Source organism: Kitasatospora sp. NPDC088783, assembly GCF_044750705.1.
In the GTDB taxonomy this organism is placed as follows: domain Bacteria; phylum Actinomycetota; class Actinomycetes; order Streptomycetales; family Streptomycetaceae; genus Kitasatospora; species Kitasatospora fiedleri.
On the sequence record NZ_JBIVKJ010000020.1, the window covers coordinates 30,689 to 47,029 of the forward strand.

13 protein-coding genes are annotated in these 16,341 nt (G+C 74.6%); 9 read left to right on the forward strand and 4 right to left on the reverse strand.

Translation table 11 applies throughout. From position 1 onward, the window contains the following. Nucleotides 1-100 precede the first annotated feature (100 nt). Nucleotides 101-1,576 carry an FAD-dependent oxidoreductase gene (locus ACIP60_RS33860; RefSeq protein WP_400692132.1) on the reverse strand — a complete coding sequence of 492 codons (1,476 nt, stop codon included), beginning with the start codon at nucleotides 1,574-1,576 and terminating at the stop codon, nucleotides 101-103. A 128-nt stretch (nucleotides 1,577-1,704) separates the two neighbouring features. Between ACIP60_RS33860 and ACIP60_RS33865 the strand changes: the two genes are divergently transcribed. The 3 genes from ACIP60_RS33865 to ACIP60_RS33875 all read left to right on the forward strand — a co-directional run bounded on the left by ACIP60_RS33865 (nucleotide 1,705) and on the right by ACIP60_RS33875 (nucleotide 5,222). Beyond that, nucleotides 1,705-2,940 carry a glycosyltransferase gene (locus ACIP60_RS33865; protein ID WP_400692135.1) on the forward strand — a complete coding sequence of 412 codons (1,236 nt, stop codon included), beginning with the start codon at nucleotides 1,705-1,707 and terminating at the stop codon, nucleotides 2,938-2,940. A 521-nt stretch (nucleotides 2,941-3,461) separates the two neighbouring features. Continuing rightward, on the forward strand, nucleotides 3,462-3,872 hold the full coding sequence (locus ACIP60_RS33870; protein ID WP_400692296.1) for a DUF3800 domain-containing protein: 411 nt from the start codon (nucleotides 3,462-3,464) through the stop codon (nucleotides 3,870-3,872). A 420-nt stretch (nucleotides 3,873-4,292) separates the two neighbouring features. Beyond that, nucleotides 4,293-5,222, forward strand: a complete 930-nt coding sequence (locus ACIP60_RS33875; protein ID WP_400692138.1) for a hypothetical protein — start codon at nucleotides 4,293-4,295, stop codon at nucleotides 5,220-5,222. 89 nt (nucleotides 5,223-5,311) lie between these two features. Here ACIP60_RS33875 and paaN read toward each other — a convergent pair whose 3' ends face one another. Then, nucleotides 5,312-7,006 carry a phenylacetic acid degradation protein PaaN gene (gene paaN / locus ACIP60_RS33880; protein ID WP_400692141.1) on the reverse strand — a complete coding sequence of 565 codons (1,695 nt, stop codon included), beginning with the start codon at nucleotides 7,004-7,006 and terminating at the stop codon, nucleotides 5,312-5,314. Between the two features lie 165 nt (nucleotides 7,007-7,171). Continuing rightward, nucleotides 7,172-8,437, reverse strand: a complete 1,266-nt coding sequence (locus ACIP60_RS33885; RefSeq protein ID WP_400692144.1) for a hypothetical protein — start codon at nucleotides 8,435-8,437, stop codon at nucleotides 7,172-7,174. Nucleotides 8,438-8,586: 149 nt separating this feature from the next. Between ACIP60_RS33885 and ACIP60_RS33890 the strand changes: the two genes are divergently transcribed. Beyond that, nucleotides 8,587-9,642: a glycosyltransferase family 2 protein gene (locus tag ACIP60_RS33890; protein ID WP_400692147.1), complete on the forward strand. Its 1,056-nt coding sequence runs from the start codon at nucleotides 8,587-8,589 to the stop codon at nucleotides 9,640-9,642. Between the two features lie 47 nt (nucleotides 9,643-9,689). After that, a complete protein-coding gene (locus tag ACIP60_RS33895) occupies nucleotides 9,690-10,274 on the forward strand; it encodes a TetR/AcrR family transcriptional regulator (RefSeq protein ID WP_100837187.1) in 585 nt (194 codons plus the stop codon). A 30-nt stretch (nucleotides 10,275-10,304) separates the two neighbouring features. Here the strand turns inward: ACIP60_RS33895 and ACIP60_RS33900 are convergent, their stop codons facing one another. After that, nucleotides 10,305-10,772: an Lrp/AsnC family transcriptional regulator gene (locus ACIP60_RS33900; RefSeq protein WP_233533760.1), complete on the reverse strand. Its 468-nt coding sequence runs from the start codon at nucleotides 10,770-10,772 to the stop codon at nucleotides 10,305-10,307. Between the two features lie 147 nt (nucleotides 10,773-10,919). Here ACIP60_RS33900 and pdhA point away from each other — a divergent pair, with 147 nt between their 5' ends. From pdhA to ACIP60_RS33920, 4 genes are all read left to right on the forward strand, one after another. After that, a complete protein-coding gene (pdhA, locus tag ACIP60_RS33905; RefSeq protein WP_400692152.1) occupies nucleotides 10,920-12,089 on the forward strand; it encodes a pyruvate dehydrogenase (acetyl-transferring) E1 component subunit alpha in 1,170 nt (389 codons plus the stop codon). After that, a complete protein-coding gene (locus ACIP60_RS33910) occupies nucleotides 12,086-13,093 on the forward strand; it encodes an alpha-ketoacid dehydrogenase subunit beta (RefSeq protein ID WP_282202006.1) in 1,008 nt (335 codons plus the stop codon). Before pdhA ends, ACIP60_RS33910 begins: the two co-directional genes overlap by 4 nt. Next, complete coding sequence (locus tag ACIP60_RS33915; protein ID WP_400692156.1) at nucleotides 13,093-14,373, forward strand: dihydrolipoamide acetyltransferase family protein; 1,281 nt, start codon at nucleotides 13,093-13,095, stop codon at nucleotides 14,371-14,373. Before ACIP60_RS33910 ends, ACIP60_RS33915 begins: the two co-directional genes overlap by 1 nt. Before the next feature lie 240 nt (nucleotides 14,374-14,613). Further along, nucleotides 14,614-16,338 (forward strand): globin domain-containing protein, encoded by a 1,725-nt coding sequence (locus ACIP60_RS33920; protein WP_400692159.1) that lies wholly within the window; start codon nucleotides 14,614-14,616, stop codon nucleotides 16,336-16,338. The last annotated feature ends 3 nt before the right edge of the window (nucleotides 16,339-16,341 follow it).

Genomic DNA, 16,341 nt, shown 5'->3' on the forward strand with positions numbered 1-16,341 from the left:
CGGGCAATTGCTTATTAAAAAACAGTCAACTGTGAAAGGGTGGGGGAATTCAGTTTATGAACCGAATTCCCTTTCCGCGGGAGGCGGGCACAACTGAATGTCAGGGGCGGCCCAGCCACTGGCCCAGCGCCGCCCGCAGCTCGCCCCGGGTCGGGTCGGCGCAGGCCCAGGCCGCGTACCCGTCCGGACGGACCAGCAGCACGGTGTCGCGCAGCTTGCCGTGCGGGTCGGCGGGGGCCGCGGTGACCACCCGCTCCGCCCAGGAGTCGGCCACCGACAGCTCGTCGTTGCTGACCAGCACCGCCTTGCCGGAGCGCAGCGCCTCGTGCAGCCGGGCCGGGCCGCCGGGCACGTCCACCGCCAGCCGCAGGTCCGGGACGCGGCGGCCGACCAGCGGGTGGGCGCCCTTCTCGGCCGGGTAGGCGTACCCGATGCCGGAGACCTGCTTGGCGCCCAACTCGGCCAGCGGGCCCAGGTGCCCGGCCGCCGCGCCGAGCGCCGAGCGCAGCGCCCGGGCCGGGGCGTGCGCGCCCTGGGCGAGCCGGACCAGGGCGCCGGAGGAGCGCAGCGCCGCCCGGCCGACCGGGTGGCGCTCGGTCTGGTAGGTGTCCAGCAGGGCGTCGGGGGCCCAGCCGCGGACGGCGGCGGCCAGCTTCCAGCTCAGGTTGGCGGCGTCCTGCAGGCCGGTGTTCATGCCCTGGCCGCCGGCCGGGGAGTGGCAGTGCGCGGCGTCCCCCGCCAGGAAGACCCGGCCGGAGCGGTAACTGGGCACCTGCCGCTCGTCGCTGTGGAAGCGGGAGGTCCAGCGGGTCTCCCGCACCCCGAAGTCACGGCCCATCACCTCGCGCAGCAGGTCGGAGAGTTCGGCCGGCACCACCGGGTCGGAGTCCGGCGCCTGGTGCTCGCGGCTCCAGCCGATCACCCGGTACCAGCCGTCGCCGAACGGGGCCAGGAAGGCGAACCCGGCCTCGCCCGCGCCGGCCGTCAGCGGCTCGTCCGGCTCCCGCTCCAGCCGGACGTCGGCCAGCATCACCGAGCGCACCGCGGACTCGCCGGGGAACGGGACGCCCAGCAGGTCGCGCACCGCCGAGTGCACGCCGTCCGCGCCGACCGCGTAGCGGGCCCGGAACGACCGCTCGCCCCCGGCGGTGCGGGCGGTCAGCGTGACGCCCCGGCCGTCCTGCCGCAGGCCGGTCACCTCGGTGCCGCGGCGCAGGTCGGCACCGGCCTTGACGGCCCGCTCCCGCAGCACCCGCTCGGTGTGGTACTGCGGGGTGACCAGCACGAACGGGAAACGGGTGGGCAGGCCCGCGAGGTCGACCCGGAGCCGGCCGAACACCTGCAGCGAGGGCATCGCCCGGCCGGTGGCGATCAGCTCGTCGGCCAGGCCGCGGGCGTCCAGCAGCTCCAGGGTGCGGGCGTGCACGGCGAACGCCCGGGTCAGGTTCGACTCCTCGGCCCGCTTCTCGAGCACCGTCACCCGCAGGCCGGCCGCCGCCAGGTCGCCCGCCAGCAGCAGGCCGGTCGGGCCGGCGCCGACCACCAGCACGTCGGCGGTGAACTCCGTCTCGGACATCCGTCTCTCCCGTCGTCTTGCCGCAGAGGCCGGTGGTCACCGGACCGGAGTCCACGTCGCCCGGGTTCTCAGCGCGCTCTCAGGCTGCCATCATCGCGGGCCCATCAGGGGCTGTGAACCTCCTTCCCATGACACAGCCAGCGATGCGCCCGGCCCTCCGCCCCGCACCGGCGGCCGACGGCCGGGAACGGGCCGACGCCGTGGTGCGGACCAGGCTCGTGGAGATCGTCGTACCCGTCTACAACGAGCAGCACTCGCTGGAGCGCTGCGTCCGTGAGCTGCACGCCTACCTGTCGGAGACGTTCCCCTACGACTACCTGATCACCGTGGCGGACAACGCCTCGGTCGACGGCACCTGGGAGGTCGCCACCGCGCTCGCCGCGGAACTCGGGCCGGTGCGCGCCGTGCACCTGGACCTCAAGGGCCGCGGGCGGGCGCTGCGGCAGGTGTGGGGCACCAGCACGGCCGACGTGGTGGCGTACATGGACGTCGACCTGTCCACCGGGCTGGAGGCGTTCCTGCCGCTGGTCGCGCCGCTGCTGTCCGGGCACAGCGATCTGGCCATCGGCAGCCGGCTGCACCGGGGCTCGGCGGTGGTGCGCGGCCCGAAGCGGGAGTTCATCTCGCGCACCTACAACCTGCTGCTGCGGGCCACCATGGCGGCCAAGTTCTCCGACGCCCAGTGCGGGTTCAAGGCGGGCCGCACCGAGGTGGTCAAGCGGCTGCTGGAGCAGGTCGAGGACAACGCCTGGTTCTTCGACACCGAACTGCTGCTGCTCGCCGAGGCGTCCGGGCTGCGCATCCACGAGGTGCCGGTGGACTGGGTGGACGACCCGGACAGCCGGGTCGACATCGTCCGCACCGTGCTCGACGACCTCCGGGGCATGGCCCGGGTGGCCCGGCGGACCCTGGCCGGCCGGGGCAGCGTCGACCTGCCGGACCGGGTGCGCCGGGCCCAGGTCCCGCCGGGGCTGGGCTGGCAGACCGTCAGCTTCGCGGTGATCGGCGGCCTGTGCACGCTGGCCTACCTGCTGCTCTTCCTGGGGCTGCGGCAACTGGCCCCCGCCCTGGCGGCCAACGCGCTGGCCCTGGCCGTCACCGCGGTGGCCAACACCGCCGCGAACCGGCGCTTCACCTTCGGGGTGACCGGCCGCCGGGACGCCCTCAAGCACCAACTGGAGGGCGGCCTGGCCTTCCTGGTCGGCCTGGCCCTGACCAGCGGCGGCGTCGCGGTCCTGCACGCGGCGGCCCCGGACGCCGGGCCCGGGGTCGAGCTGGCGGTGCTGGTGGCGGCGAACGCGGCCGCGACGCTGGTGCGGTTCGTGCTGCTGCGAGTGTGGGTGTTCAACCCGAGGCGCGCGTAGGGGCTTTCAGCAACTCCCTGTCCCCCTCCCCTCCGGACAGGGCACGGGCCCGGACACCGTTGTGGGGCGGCGTCCGGGCCCGCTTCTCGCGTGGTGGTGGCGGGGAACCGGTACAGAACGAGACCTGCTCCGGCCGTCCACGGGCACAGCTATATTTTCCGACGTGTACTTCTGCTACGCCGATGACTCCGGAGCGAACAACGCCCGCACCTTGACCGGGCTGCTCGTGCCGGAGGACGGCTGGAGCGACCTGCTCCACTGCTGGCTCGAAGGCCGGCGCGAGCTCGACGAGACCTGGGGCGTGCCGAAGAACGTCGAACTCCATGCCAAGGACTTCGTCAAAGGGCGTGGCCGTCCCCGCGCGACCGACGAGCAGAACGCCGCCTTCAGCCGCTCGGCCCGTCGCCGGGCCCACGAGCTGATGATGCAGCGTCTCGCTCGCTGCGGAAGCCTGCGCGTGATGACCGTGGCTGGGCGCACCCCCCCAGACCCCCGCCGTCTACCAAGCCTTCGCCGACCGCCTGGAGACCTGGGCGCTCGACAACGACACCAGGGTTCTCGTCTTCTACGACGGCCAGTCAGGCCCCCACGACACCGGTGCCCTCACGCCCGCCCAGGCCCAGGAGCAGTGGAACCAGGCGGTGCGCAACGCCAAGCCCTACCGAGACCACCACCGCGCCCTGCCCTTGGCTTCCCGCCGCGTGTTGGAGGACCCGATCATGCAGGACAGCCGCTTCAGCCAGTTCATCCAGGCCGCGGACATGGTCGGCTACGCAGCCTTCCACCACCTGGTCGCCCAGCACCCCGAGATCTGGCCCAAGGTCCAGCCGGTGGAAGGCATGTCCAAGGCGTACCGGCGGCTCAGCGGCCACTGGCTCGAAGGCCACGGCCACGAAGGCATCGTGTGGATGGACGACGAACGGGGCGCCTGAAACCGGGGCGCCTGAAACGCAGAAACCCCCGGAAGAACCGGGGGCCCACGAGAGCAAGATCCCCTGAGTGCTCTCCAGGAACACATGGGACCTTGCACAAGAATACTCTCAGAGATAACTCCGTCCAGCAAGTGGTGGCACCGCCGGCGGGCCGGCCTTCACGCCGCCGCATCCGCAGCGGATGCGGCGGCGTCCGGGGACGGGACGGGTGGGTGGGGGTGGGTGGCAGAGGTGTCAAATGTCTTGTGGGAAGTGGCGTTTGACGATCGATCATGATTGGGGGAGGGCGGGAGTGACCGCTTGTCGATCATGTCGGTTTTCGGCTGGTACGTGTGCTACGTTCCCCACCACAAGTGGAAAAGTTTGACCCCGGCGGTGCGCCAACACCCCGGGGCCTGACAACAGGAGTCGTACCTCCCGATGCGAGTTCATCGTAGCGCCCACGCGCGCAATTTCACCGTGCTGCCCAATGCGGTGTTGCAGTACCGGCAGCTCTCCTACACCGCCCGCGGTCTGCTCGTCGACCTGCTGTCCCGGCCGGACGGCTGGCGGGAGGACGGGCGGCAGATGGCGGACAGCAGTCCGCAGGGGCGGAAGGCGGTCTACCAGGCGCTGCGGGAACTGGCCCGGGCCGGGTTCTACCGGGTCGAGAAGAACCGGCTGCCCGACGGGACGGTCGTCAGCGAGAACCACGTCTACGACACCCCGCAGCTCCCGCCGCTCCCGGGTGTCACCTTCCCGGGCTCCGGTGCACCAGCCACCACCGGGGGTGAGGCCCTTCCAAAGGACCGGTACCAAGAACCCTCCCTCCCCGCCGGACCGACCGGACCCGCCGGGTCCGCCGGGCGGCGGGAGGTGGCGGAGTTGCCGCCGGTGTCGGACGAGCGGGTCCGCGGGGCGGCCGCCACGCTGTTGCGGGTGATCCGCCCGGAGCCGCGCCTGCGGCTCGGCCAGGCCGAGGCGGAGGAACTCGCGCCCCTGGTCGCCGGGTGGCAGGAGCGCGGGGCGAGCACCGCGGACCTCGCCGCCGCCCTGTTGCCCGGCCTGCCCGTCCCGCTGCACTCGGCGGCCGCCGTGCTCCGCAACCGCCTGGAGCGCAAGATGCCGCCCGAACCCGCCGCCGCCCGCCCGGCCGCGGCCCGCTACGCCGAGTGCGCCACCTGCCACGACCCCGTACCCCGTCCCGGCGTCTGCGCCCCCTGCGCGGGCCTCGTCCCCCGGCCGGTCTCGGTCGGCGGTGGAGCGGCGGCCACCCGGGCGGGGGCCGCGCGGGTCCGGGACGCGATGCGTGCCGCGAGGGCCGCGCTACCGGTGCTCCCGTTCGGCCTGCCCGCGACGTTCACCGGATAGCCCCGGGCCGGCCCCGCGAGCGGTTCGACCACCCGGCTCCGGTGGCGGAGCCGTCCGGGCCGGGTGGTCGAACCCGCTCCGGCGGGCCGTTACTTGCGGACCTCGACGGTGCGGAACCGGGAGGCCACGAAGGCGGCGTCGCAGTAGGCCGCGTTGGCGGCCGGGTTGGCGCCGGTGCCGTGCAGGTCGGAGAAGGCGGCGGTCTGGTTGACGTAGACGCCGCCGGTCAGGTTGAGCGAGAGCGAGACGCCGGCCTCCAGGCAGGCGTCCACCAGGGCGGTCTCGACGGCGGGGTCGGTGGTGTAGGCGCCGGCGGTCATCGCGCCGTGCTCGACGGTGGTGCGGCGCAGCAGTTCGACGGCGGCGGCGGTGGACTCCACGGCGACCGCGAAGGCCACCGGGCCGAAGCACTCGGCCAGGAAGCGGGCCCGGTCGTCCGGCTTCTCGGCGTCGGCCTTCACCAGGGCGGGGGTGCGGATGGTCGCGCCGGGGAACTCGGCGGAGGCCACCACCCTTGGGGCGAGGGCGAGTTCGCCGTACTCACCGCCGGCCGCGGCGGCGCTGCGGGCCAGCACGCCCGGGTTGACCACGGCGCCCAGGAGGGCGGCGGCCCGGGTGTCGTCGGCGAGCAGGCCCTGGACGGCGGCGGCCAAGTCGGTCACCACCTGCTCGTAGGAGCGCTCGCCGTCCTCGGTGCGGACGCCGGTGCGCGGGATCAGCAGGTTCTGCGGGGTGGTGCACATCTGGCCGCTGTACAGGCTGAGCGAGAAGGCCAGGTTGTCCAGCATGCCGCGGTAGTCGTCGGTGGAGTCCAGCACGACGGTGTTCACGCCGGCCTTCTCGGTGTACACCAGCGCCTGCCGGGCGTTGTCCTCCAGCCAGTCGCCGAAGCCGGTGGAGCCGGTGTAGTCGATCAGCTTCACCTCGGGCCGCAGGGCCAGCACCTTGGCGATCGCGGAGCCCTCGTGCTCGGCGGCCAGGCAGACCAGGTTCGGGTCGAAGCCCGCCTCGGCGAGCACCTCGCGGGCGATCCGGACGGTCAGCGCCAGCGGCAGCACGGCGCGCGGGTGCGGCTTGACCAGCACGCCGTTGCCGGTGGCCAGCGAGGCGAACAGGCCCGGGTAGCCGTTCCAGGTCGGGAAGGTGTTGCAGCCGATCAGCAGCGCGGTGCCGCGCGGCACGGCGGTGAACTCCTTGGTCATCACCAGGGGTTCGCGCTTGCCCTGGGGCTTGGTCCAGCGCGCCGAGCGGGGCAGCCGGGTCTGCTCGGCGTACGCGTACGCCACCGCCTCCAGGCCGCGGTCCTGGGCGTGCGGGCCGCCGGCCTGGAAGGCCATGCCGTACGCCTGGCCGGTGGTGTGCATCACGGCCTGCGCGAACTCGGGCGTGCGGGCGCTGATCCGGGCCAGCACCTCCAGGCAGACCGCGGCCCGCTCGGCGGGCGACGCCTTGGCCCAGCCGGGCCGGGCGGCCTCCAGCGCGGCCAGCAGCGCGTCCGGCTCGGCGTGCGGGTAGAGCACGCCCAGTTCGAGGCCGTACGGGGAGGTCTCGCCGCTGACCGGCGTGCCGCCGCCGGGGTGGCCGGGGAGGTCGAACTCCCGCCCCAGCAGGGCCTCGAAGGCGGACTTGCCGTCGGCGACGGCGTTCTCCCCGTACGCCTTGGGGAACTCCGGGTACGGCGACCAGTAGTCGCGTTCGGCGATCGCGGCCAGGGCGCGGTCGAGGGTGTCCTGGTGGCGGGCGAGCAGTTCGGCGACCGGCAGGGCGGGGGTCGCAGCGGACATGGTGCGCTCCTCACGGGGGCGGGGCGGGACGCTCCTCAGCGTAACCGAACGATCGGTCGGTGCAAGGCCCCGGTCCGCCCCCGGTCCGGTCCGCCGCCGGGCGGGCGGACGCGCGACGGCCGCCCCCGGGAGCCGGGGACGGCCGTCGTGGGGGTCGGCCGCGCTCTACGGGATACCCAGTTCGAACAGCACGTACCCGGCGTACCAGCCGGAGGCCAGCGCGACGGTGCCCAGGGTGGCCGCCAGCGAGACCCGCGACAGCCGCTTGAGGCCGACCGCGATCGGGAGGAAGAGCGGGAAGCAGGGCAGCAGGTAGCGGGAGGTGTTGCCGAAGATCTGCTGGCTGCCGAGCACCAGGACCAGGGTGATGCCGGTGTAGACGAGCAGGAAGACCGGCGGGCGCATCCGGACCAGCAGGAAGACGAGTATCGGCAGCGAGAACACCAGGAACAGCGCGATCAGGTCCTCGGTGGGGTAGCCGAAGATGTAGTCGTGGTGCCCGAACAGCAGGTTCCGGAGCACGTTGCCGGTGTGCTTGCCCCAGTCGAAGAAGTGCAGCCAGGCCCCGCGCTGGAGGTCGAAGTAGGCGGTCCAACTGCCCATCCGCCAGCTCGCCCAGGCGATGTAGCCGACGAACCCGAGCGGGGCGATCACCAGCGCGGCCAGCGGGCCGAGCACCCCGTCCCGGCGCTTCCAGAGCGCGATCAGCGCGGCCACGCCGACCGCCGCGGCCAGCGCGGCCGAGGTCGGCCGGTTCAGGCCCGCGACGAACGAGGTGACGCCCGCGGCCAGCCAGTTGCGGGTCATCACGAAGTAGCAGGCCCAGGCGGCCAGCGCGACGAACAGCGAGTCCGAGTAGACCGCCCACTCGACGCCCGAGCCCGGGAACAGGCCCCAGACCGCGGCCGCGATCACCGCCGCCCGGTGGCCCGCGAGCAGCTTGGCCACCGCGTAGATGCCGGCCGCCGCGACGAACGAGGACAGCACCGAGACCGCGATGCCCGCGCCCAGCGTGTTCAGGCCGGTCACCGCGGAGACCATCTTGATCATGCCGGGGTAGAGCGGGAAGAACGCGACCGAGTTCTGCTCCAGCGTCCACGGGCCGGAGGTGGACGGCAGCAGCTTCGGGTCGTAGCCGTTCAGCGCGACCTGCTGGTACCACCAGCCGTCCCAGCCGCCGAGCACGTCCCAGACGTGCTTGCCGCCGCCGAACCGCGGGTCCTTGGTCAGGTACTCGCCGGACCAGGACAGCAGCCACATGAAGGAGGTGAAGGCGATCAGCCGGACCGCCGCGAACACCGCCAGGGCCGGCCCGTACTCGGCCAGGACGTGCCGCAGCCAGGCCCGCGGGCCCGGCGCGGGGGCACCGCTCTCCACGGGCGGATCGGGTCGCTCGGCCACTTCGGTGTCGGGGCTCGCTGCCATCGCCATCAGGTCCTGTCTGGGTCTCGGGCCCCGCCGGGCCGCCCGGATTCTCGGGCGAGCCTACGGCACGCACCACTGGTCCGTACCTGACGGGACGGCACGTGGCTACACTCCCCACCATCGGACGGACGTCACCCACTCGGCGGGAGAAACTGATGACTGCAGCGGCTCAGGAGGGCACCCTGCTGTCGGTGGTCGTCCCGATGTACGACGAGGAGGACGCGCTGCCCGCCTTCGCGGCCCGGATGCGCCCGGTGCTGGACGGCCTCGGCGCCCGCTACGAGGTGCTCGCGGTGGACGACGGCAGCACCGACAAGACCGCCGCCCTGCTGCGCGACCTGTCCGCGGACTGGCCCGAGCTGCGGATGGTCCGGCTGCGCCGCAACAGCGGCCACCAGGCCGCGCTGACCGCCGGTCTCGACCACGCCGTCGGCGACTACGTGGCCAGCATCGACGCCGACCTCCAGGACCCGCCGGAGAAGATCCCCGACATGCTGGAACTGGCCCGCCGCGAGGGCCTGGACATCGTGTACGGGGTGCGCGAGGACCGCTCCACCGACACCGGCTTCAAGCGCTGGACGGCCGGCGGCTACTACTGGCTGATCCGCCGCCTGGTGGGGCGGCAGGTGCCGTCCAACGCCGGCGACTTCCGGCTGCTCAGCCGGGAGGCCGTCGAGGCGCTCCGGGAACTGCCCGACCAGCAGCGGGTCTACCGGCTGCTGGTGCCCTGGCTGGGCTTCCCCAGCGGCGAGGTGCGCTACGTCCGCGAGGAGCGGGTCGCCGGGAGCACCAAGTACCCGCTGACCAAGATGGTCCGGCTCGCCCTGGACAGCATCACCGGCTTCTCCGCCGCCCCGCTGCGGCTGGCCACCTGGCTGGGCACCGTCGCCTTCTTCACCTGCCTGCTGCTACTGGCCTTCTGCCTGACCGTCTACCTGGTCGGCGCCACCGTGCCCGGCTGGACCTCGCTCTTCGTCGGCCTGCTGTTCATCGGCGGGGTGCAGCTGATCTGCGTGGGACTGCTCGGCGAGTACGTGGCCCGGATCTACAGCGCGGTGCAGCGCCGGCCCGCCTACTTCGTCGCCGAGGACACCGCGGGGGCGGCCGGGCGGACCGCCGCCCGGTCGGCGGCCCGGTCGGCGATCAGGCCCGGGGCCAGGTCCGGGGCCGGGTCCGAGGCCGTGGACGGCACCGGCCGGGCCGGGATCTGAGACCACCCGCCGGGGCGGGCCGCCGCGGCCCCGGGGATACTCGTCGCATGGCCGATCACTCCCCGCGCGCCGCCTACACCGTCGACTCGCTGCTCGCCGTCACCGTGCGGGTCTTCAACGAACGCGGCTACGACGGCACTTCGATGGAGGACCTGTCCAGGGCCGCCGGGATCTCCAAGTCCTCGATCTACCACCACGTGCGCGGCAAGGAGGAACTGCTGCGCCTCGCCGTCGGCCGGGCGCTGGACGCGCTGTTCGCGATCCTCGACGAGCCGGCCGCCGTCGCGGGCCGCCCGGTGGACCGGCTGGAGCACGTGGTGCGCCGCACCGCCGAGGTGCTGCTGGCCGAGCTGCCGTACGTGACGCTGCTGCTGCGGGTGCGCGGCAACACCGGCACCGAGCAGTGGGCGCTGGAGCGGCGGCGCGACTTCGACCACCGGGTCGCCGAGCTGGTGCAGGACGCCGTCACCGCCGGACAGCTGCGCGCCGACGTCGAGCCCCGGCTGGCCACCCGGCTGCTGTTCGGCACGGTCAACTCGCTGGTGGAGTGGTACCGCCCGGGCCAGCGCGGCACCGAGGCGCTGCCCGACGCGGTGGCCCGGTTCGCCTTCGAGGGGCTGCGCGCCCGCTGACCCGCCGGGCGCCGGCCGGCCCCGGCCCCGCTACGGGCCGTCCGCCGGGATCTGGTCGGTCTCCTCGAACACCAGCATGGTGCGGGTGCCCAGCACCTCCGGGATCGACTGGATGCTGCCCAGCACCAGCTCGCGCAGCGCCCGGTTGTCCGCCGTGTGGACCAGCATCAGCACGTCGTCGTCGCCGCCGACCAGCGCGATGTGCGCCACCCCGGGCAGGCGCAGCAGCTGCTCGCGCACGGTGCGCCAGGAGTTCTGCACGATCCGCAGCGTGACGTACGCGGACGCGGCCTGCCCGGCCTTCTCGTGGTCGACCCGGGCGGTGAAGCCGCGGATCACGCCGTCCTCGACCATCCTGGAGATCCGGGCGTACGCGTTCGCCCGGGACACGTGCACCCGCTCGGCCACCGAGCGGATCGAGGCCCGGCCGTCCTGCTGCAGCAGCCGCAGGATCGACCGGTCCACCCGGTCGAGTCTGGACACCTGTTCAGCCGACATGGCCCCCCATCCCTCGTGATTGGACGTGCTGGCCCCAGCAGACCTCCCTTTCGGCCGACTGTCCACCGTCTTGACGGGGATATGGTCAAGTTGACCAGACGACCGAACAATCGGTAGGGAGCCCCCATCACCCCGGAGGTGCCCGAGATGACCGTCCTGGACCACAGGAAGCAGGCCGCCCGAGCCGGAGCGGCCGACCCGGCCGACGTGCCCGGCTGGCGGCCCGGCGCCACCGCGCCCCGCACCGACCCCGCCCCGCTGCTGCCCGACGCCGAGCCGTACCGGGTGCTGGGCACCCCCGCCGCCGAGGCGGCCGACCCCGGACTGCTGCGCGAGCTGTACCGGCGGCTGGTGGCCGGCCGCCGCTACAACCAGCAGGCCACCACCCTCACCAAGCAGGGCCGGCTCGCCGTCTACCCGGCCTCCACCGGCCAGGAGGCCTGCCAGGTGGCCGCCGCGCTCGCGCTGCGCCCCGCGGACTGGCTGTTCCCCTCCTACCGGGACACCCTGGCCGTGGTCGCCCGCGGCGTCGACCCGCTGGAGGCGCTCACCCTGCTGCGCGGCGACGCGCACACCGGCTACGACCCGCGCGCCACCCGCACCGCCCCGCTCTGCACCCCGCTGGCCACCCAGGTCCCGCACGCCGTCGGCCTGGCGCACGCCGCCCGGCTGGCCGGCGACGACACGGTGGCGCTCGCCCTGCTCGGCGACGGCGGCACCAGCGAGGGCGACTTCCACGAGGGCCTGAACTTCGCGGCCGTGCTGCACGCCCCCGTGGTGTTCCTGGTGCAGAACAACGGCTACGCGATCTCCGTCCCGCTGACCCGGCAGTCCGCCGCCCCGACCCTGGCCCACAAGGCGGTCGGCTACGGGATGCCCGGCCGGCTGGTCGACGGCAACGACGCGCTCGCCGTGCACCAGGTGCTCACCGAGGCCGTCGAGCGGGCCCGCACCGGCGGCGGCCCGACCCTGGTGGAGGCGCTCACCTACCGGGTCGAGGCGCACACCAACGCCGACGACGCCACCCGCTACCGGTCGGCCGAGGAGGTCGACGCCTGGCAGGCGCACGACCCGGTCCGGCTGCTGGAGGACGCCCTGCGCGGGCGCGGCCTGCTGGACGGGGAACTGGTCGCCGACGCCGCCGAGCGGGCCGAGCAGCTGGCCGCCCGGATGCGCACCGAGTTCCATGCCGACCCCGAGCTCGACCCGATGTCGCTGTTCGCGCACGTCTACGCCGAACCCACCCAGCAACTGCGCGAGCAGGCCGCCCGACTGGCCGCCGAACTCGCCGCGGAGGCCGAGGTGCACGGCCGATGAGCACCGCCACCCGCGAGCAGTCCGGCCTGCGCACCGGCACCATGGCGCAGGCCCTCAACCTCGCGCTGCGCGACGCGCTGCGCGCCGACGACACCGTGCACGTGCTCGGCGAGGACGTCGGCGCGCTCGGCGGCGTCTTCCGGATCACCGACGGCCTGACCGCCGAGTTCGGCCCCGACCGCTGCCTGGACACCCCGCTGGCCGAGGCCGGCATCCTCGGCACCGCCGTCGGCATGGCCATGTACGGGCTGCGCCCGGTGGTCGAGATGCAGTTCGACGCCTTCGCCTACCCGGCGCTGGAGCAGCTGTTCTCGCACGTCGCCAAGATGCGCAACCGCACCGCCGGGAAGCTCCCGCTGCCGATCACCGTCCGCATCCCGTACGGCGGCGGCATCGGCGGCGTCGAGCACCACAGCGACGCCTCCGAGGCGTACTACGCCGCCACGCCCGGCCTGCACGTGGTCACCCCCGGCACCGTCGCCGACGCGTACGGGCTGCTGCGGGCCGCGATCGCCTCGGACGACCCGGTGGTGTTCCTGGAGCCCAAGCGGCTCTACTGGGGCAAGGACGGGTGGGACCCGGCGGCGGCCGTCGAACCGATCGGGAAGGCCGTGCTGCGCCGCCCCGGCAGCTCCGCGGTGCTGGTCACCTACGGGCCCTCGCTGCCGGTCTGCCTGGAGGCCGCCGAGGCGGCGAAGGCCGAGGGGTGGGACCTGGCGGTGCTCGACCTGCGCTCGCTGGTGCCGTTCGACGAGGCCACCGCCTGCGAGGTGGTCCGCTCGCTGGGCCGGGCCGTGGTGGTGCACGAGTCGGCGGGCTTCGGCGGGGCCGGGGCGGAGATCGCCGCCCGGCTGACCGAGAAGTGCTTCCACCACCTGGCCGCGCCGGTGCTGCGGGTCACCGGCTTCGACGTCCCGTACCCGCCGCCGATGCTGGAGCACCACCACCTGCCCGGGGTGGACCGGATCCTGGACGCCGTCGCCCGGCTCCAATGGGAGGAGTGATGGCGGTGCCCGTGGTCCGCGAGTTCACGCTGCCCGACCTCGGTGAGGGGCTCACCGGGGCCGAGGTGGTGCGCTGGATGGTCGAGGTCGGCGAGGTGATCGCCGTCGACCAGCCGGTGGTGGAGGTGGAGACCGCCAAGGCGGTGGTCGAGGTGCCCTGCCCGTACGGCGGGGTGGTGACCGCGCGCTACGGCGAGGTCGGGCAGGAGGTGCCGGTCGGCGCGCCGCTGGTGACCGTCGCGGTGGCGCCCGCGCCCGGGGACGCCCCGGCCGCCGAGCCCGCGGTGGAGCGCCCGCTGGTCGGGTACGGGGTCGCCGAGGCCCGGCGGGCCGGACGGCGGCGGGTGCTGCCGGGGGCCGCGCCCGCGTCCGCTGCGGTGGTCGAGCCCGTTGCGGTTCCGGCTCCGCTGGCGGCTCCGGCCGTGGTGGCGGTGATCTCGCCGCTGGTGCGCCGGATCGCCCGGGAGCACGGACTGGACCTGACCGAGGTGGCCGGGAGCGGGCCGGACGGGCTGGTCACCCGGCGGGACGTGGAGCGGGCGATCGGGGCGACCGCCGCGCCCGAGCCGGTCGCCGTTCCACGTGGAACCGACCCGGACGAGGAACTGGTGCCGCTGCGCGGGCTGCGCCGGGCGGTGGCCGAGAAGCTGACCCGCAGCCACCGGGAGATCCCGGCCGCGACCTGCTGGGTGGACGCGGACGCCACCGAACTGATGGCGCTGCGGGCCCAGTTGAACCAGGTGCCGGGCCCGAAGGTGAGCGTGCTGGCGCTGCTGGCCCGGATCTGCCTGGCCGGGCTGGAGCGCTTCCCCGAGCTGAACGCGAGCGTCGAGGGCGACTCGGTGCGCCGGTACCGGGCCGTGCACCTGGGGTTCGCGGCGCAGGGCCCGCGCGGCCTGCTGGTGCCGGTGGTCCGGGACGCCCGGCGGCTGGGCACCGAGCGGCTGTCCGAGGAGCTGGCCCGGCTGACCGGGGCGGCCCGGGAGGGCACCCTGGCCCCGGCGGAGCTGACCGGCGGGACGTTCACGCTGAACAACTACGGCGTGTTCGGGGTGGACGGCTCGACGCCGCTGCTCAACCACCCCGAGGCGGCGATGCTCGGGGTGGGGCGGATCGCCCCCAAGCCGTGGGTGCACCAGGGGGAGTTGGCGGTCCGCCAGGTCACCCAGCTCTCCTTCACCTTCGACCACCGGGTGTGCGACGGGGGCACGGCGGGCGGCTTCCTGCGGTTCGTCGCGGACTGCGTGGAGCGGCCGGGGACGCTGCTGCGGGTGCTGTGACCTGTCGGGGTGCGCGGTGACCTGCCGGGGCGCGCCGTGAACTTCGGGAGCGTGCGGTGGTGCGCGGTGGCGCGCCGTGGGGTCCGGCCGGGCTCCACGGGGGCGCCGCCCGGCGGGTGAGGGTAGCGGGTGGACGGCCCGGATGTCCGGGGTTCCCCGGATTCGTCGGATGAGCTGTGCGGTCGGTGTCACTGTGCTGGGGCGTCAGTACACAGGTCGATCGGAAGCGAAACGATTCTCTTGAGCGCTCGTCAGCTCGTCCGGGAGAGCAGGCCGTCGAAGGTGGAGGCCGGCCGGGGCACCGCGGCCGGTCCCGTGCCCTCCGGTGCCGAGCCCGCCGCCACCCCGTCCACCCCGTCCGCCCCGGCCGAGCCGGCGGACGAACCTCCGACCGCCCCGGAGCAGCGGGAGCCGTCCGATCCGGCGGAGCAGCCCTCCGCCGGGTCGGGTCCGGCCCCGGAGCCCGGGCCGTTCCCGGCCGCGTTCCCGGCCGCCTCCGGGCTCCCGTTCCCGCTGGGGCCGGTGCAGCCGGGGAAGCCGGGGGAGCCGACCGCCGCCACGGGGCCGGCCGGGCTGACCCCGGTGCCGGCCGTGCCGGCGAAGCCGACCTGGGCGCCGACGGTGCCCGCACCGGTGCCCGCGGTGGTGCCGGTGCCGTCGGCGGCCGTCCCGGTGTCGTTCGAGCCGCTGTTCCGGCCGGCGCCGGCGCTGAACCGGGTCGGTCCGGACGACCGGTGGAGCCGGGCCTGGGGCGTGCCGGCGGCGGTCGAGCCGCCGCCCGCGCTGGAGCCGGCCGGGGCGGACGCGCCGCCGGTCCAGCCGCCGGGTCCCGAGGACCTGGTGCTGGTGCGGGCCTGTCTGGCCGCGGTGGCGCCGGACGCGGACCGGGCGATGGCGCACTTCCACGCGCTGCTGTTCCTGCGCCACCCGGAGCTGCGGGCGATGTTCCCGGCCGCGATGGACGAGCAGCGCGCCCGGCTGTTCCAGGCGCTGCGGCTCTGCGCGTCCCGGGCGGGCGACCCGGAGGAACTGCGCGGGTACCTGGGCCCGCTGGGGCGGCGGCACCGCACGTACGGGGCGCTGCCCCGGCACTACGCCTCGGTGGCGGACTGCCTGGTGGCGGCGCTGGCCCGGTACGGCGGCAGCGGCTGGGACGAGCGGACCGAGGCGGCCTGGCGGCGGCTGCTGGCGCTGGTGGCCCGGCTGATGGCGGAGGGCGCCGACGAGGAGGCCCGCTCGGCCCCGCCGTGGTGGCAGGCCGAGGTGGTGGAGCACCGCCAGGCCACCCGGGACGTCGCGGTGCTGACGCTCCGTCCGGACCAGGCGTACCCGTTCCGGGCCGGGCAGTGGGCGGCGGTGGAGACGCCGTGGTGGCCGCGGGTGTGGCGGCCGTACTCGTTCGGCTCGGCGCCGCGGCCGGACGGGCTGCTGACGCTGCACGTGAAGGCGGTGCCGGCGGGCTGGGTGAGCAACGCGCTGGTGCACCGGGCGCGGCCGGGCGACGTGCTGCGGCTGGGGGCGGCGGAGGGCGCGATGACGGTGGACCACGCGGCGGGGGAGGACCTGCTGTGCCTGGGCGGCGGCACCGGGATCGGGCCGATCGCCGCACTGGTCGAGGAGGTGGCCGAGCGGGGCGCGGCCGGGCGCCGGGTGGAGGTGTTCTACGGGGCGCGGCGGGCCGAGGAGCTGTACCGGCTGGAGGAGCTGCGCGAACTGGCCTCCGAGCACTCCTGGTTGACGGTGCGTCCGGTGGTGTCGGAGCAGCCGGTCGGGCCGGTCGGGGCGCTGGTCGGGGACCTGCCGGAGGCGGTGGCCCGGTACGCGCCCTGGCGCGGCTTCACGGCGTACCTGAGCGGCCCGGCGGCGATGGTGCGGTCCGGGGCGGCGGTGCTGCGGCGCTGCGGGGTGCCGGAGGGGCGGGTCCGGCACGACCTGGCGGCGCGGGAGGACCGACGGGGCGGGTGAGGC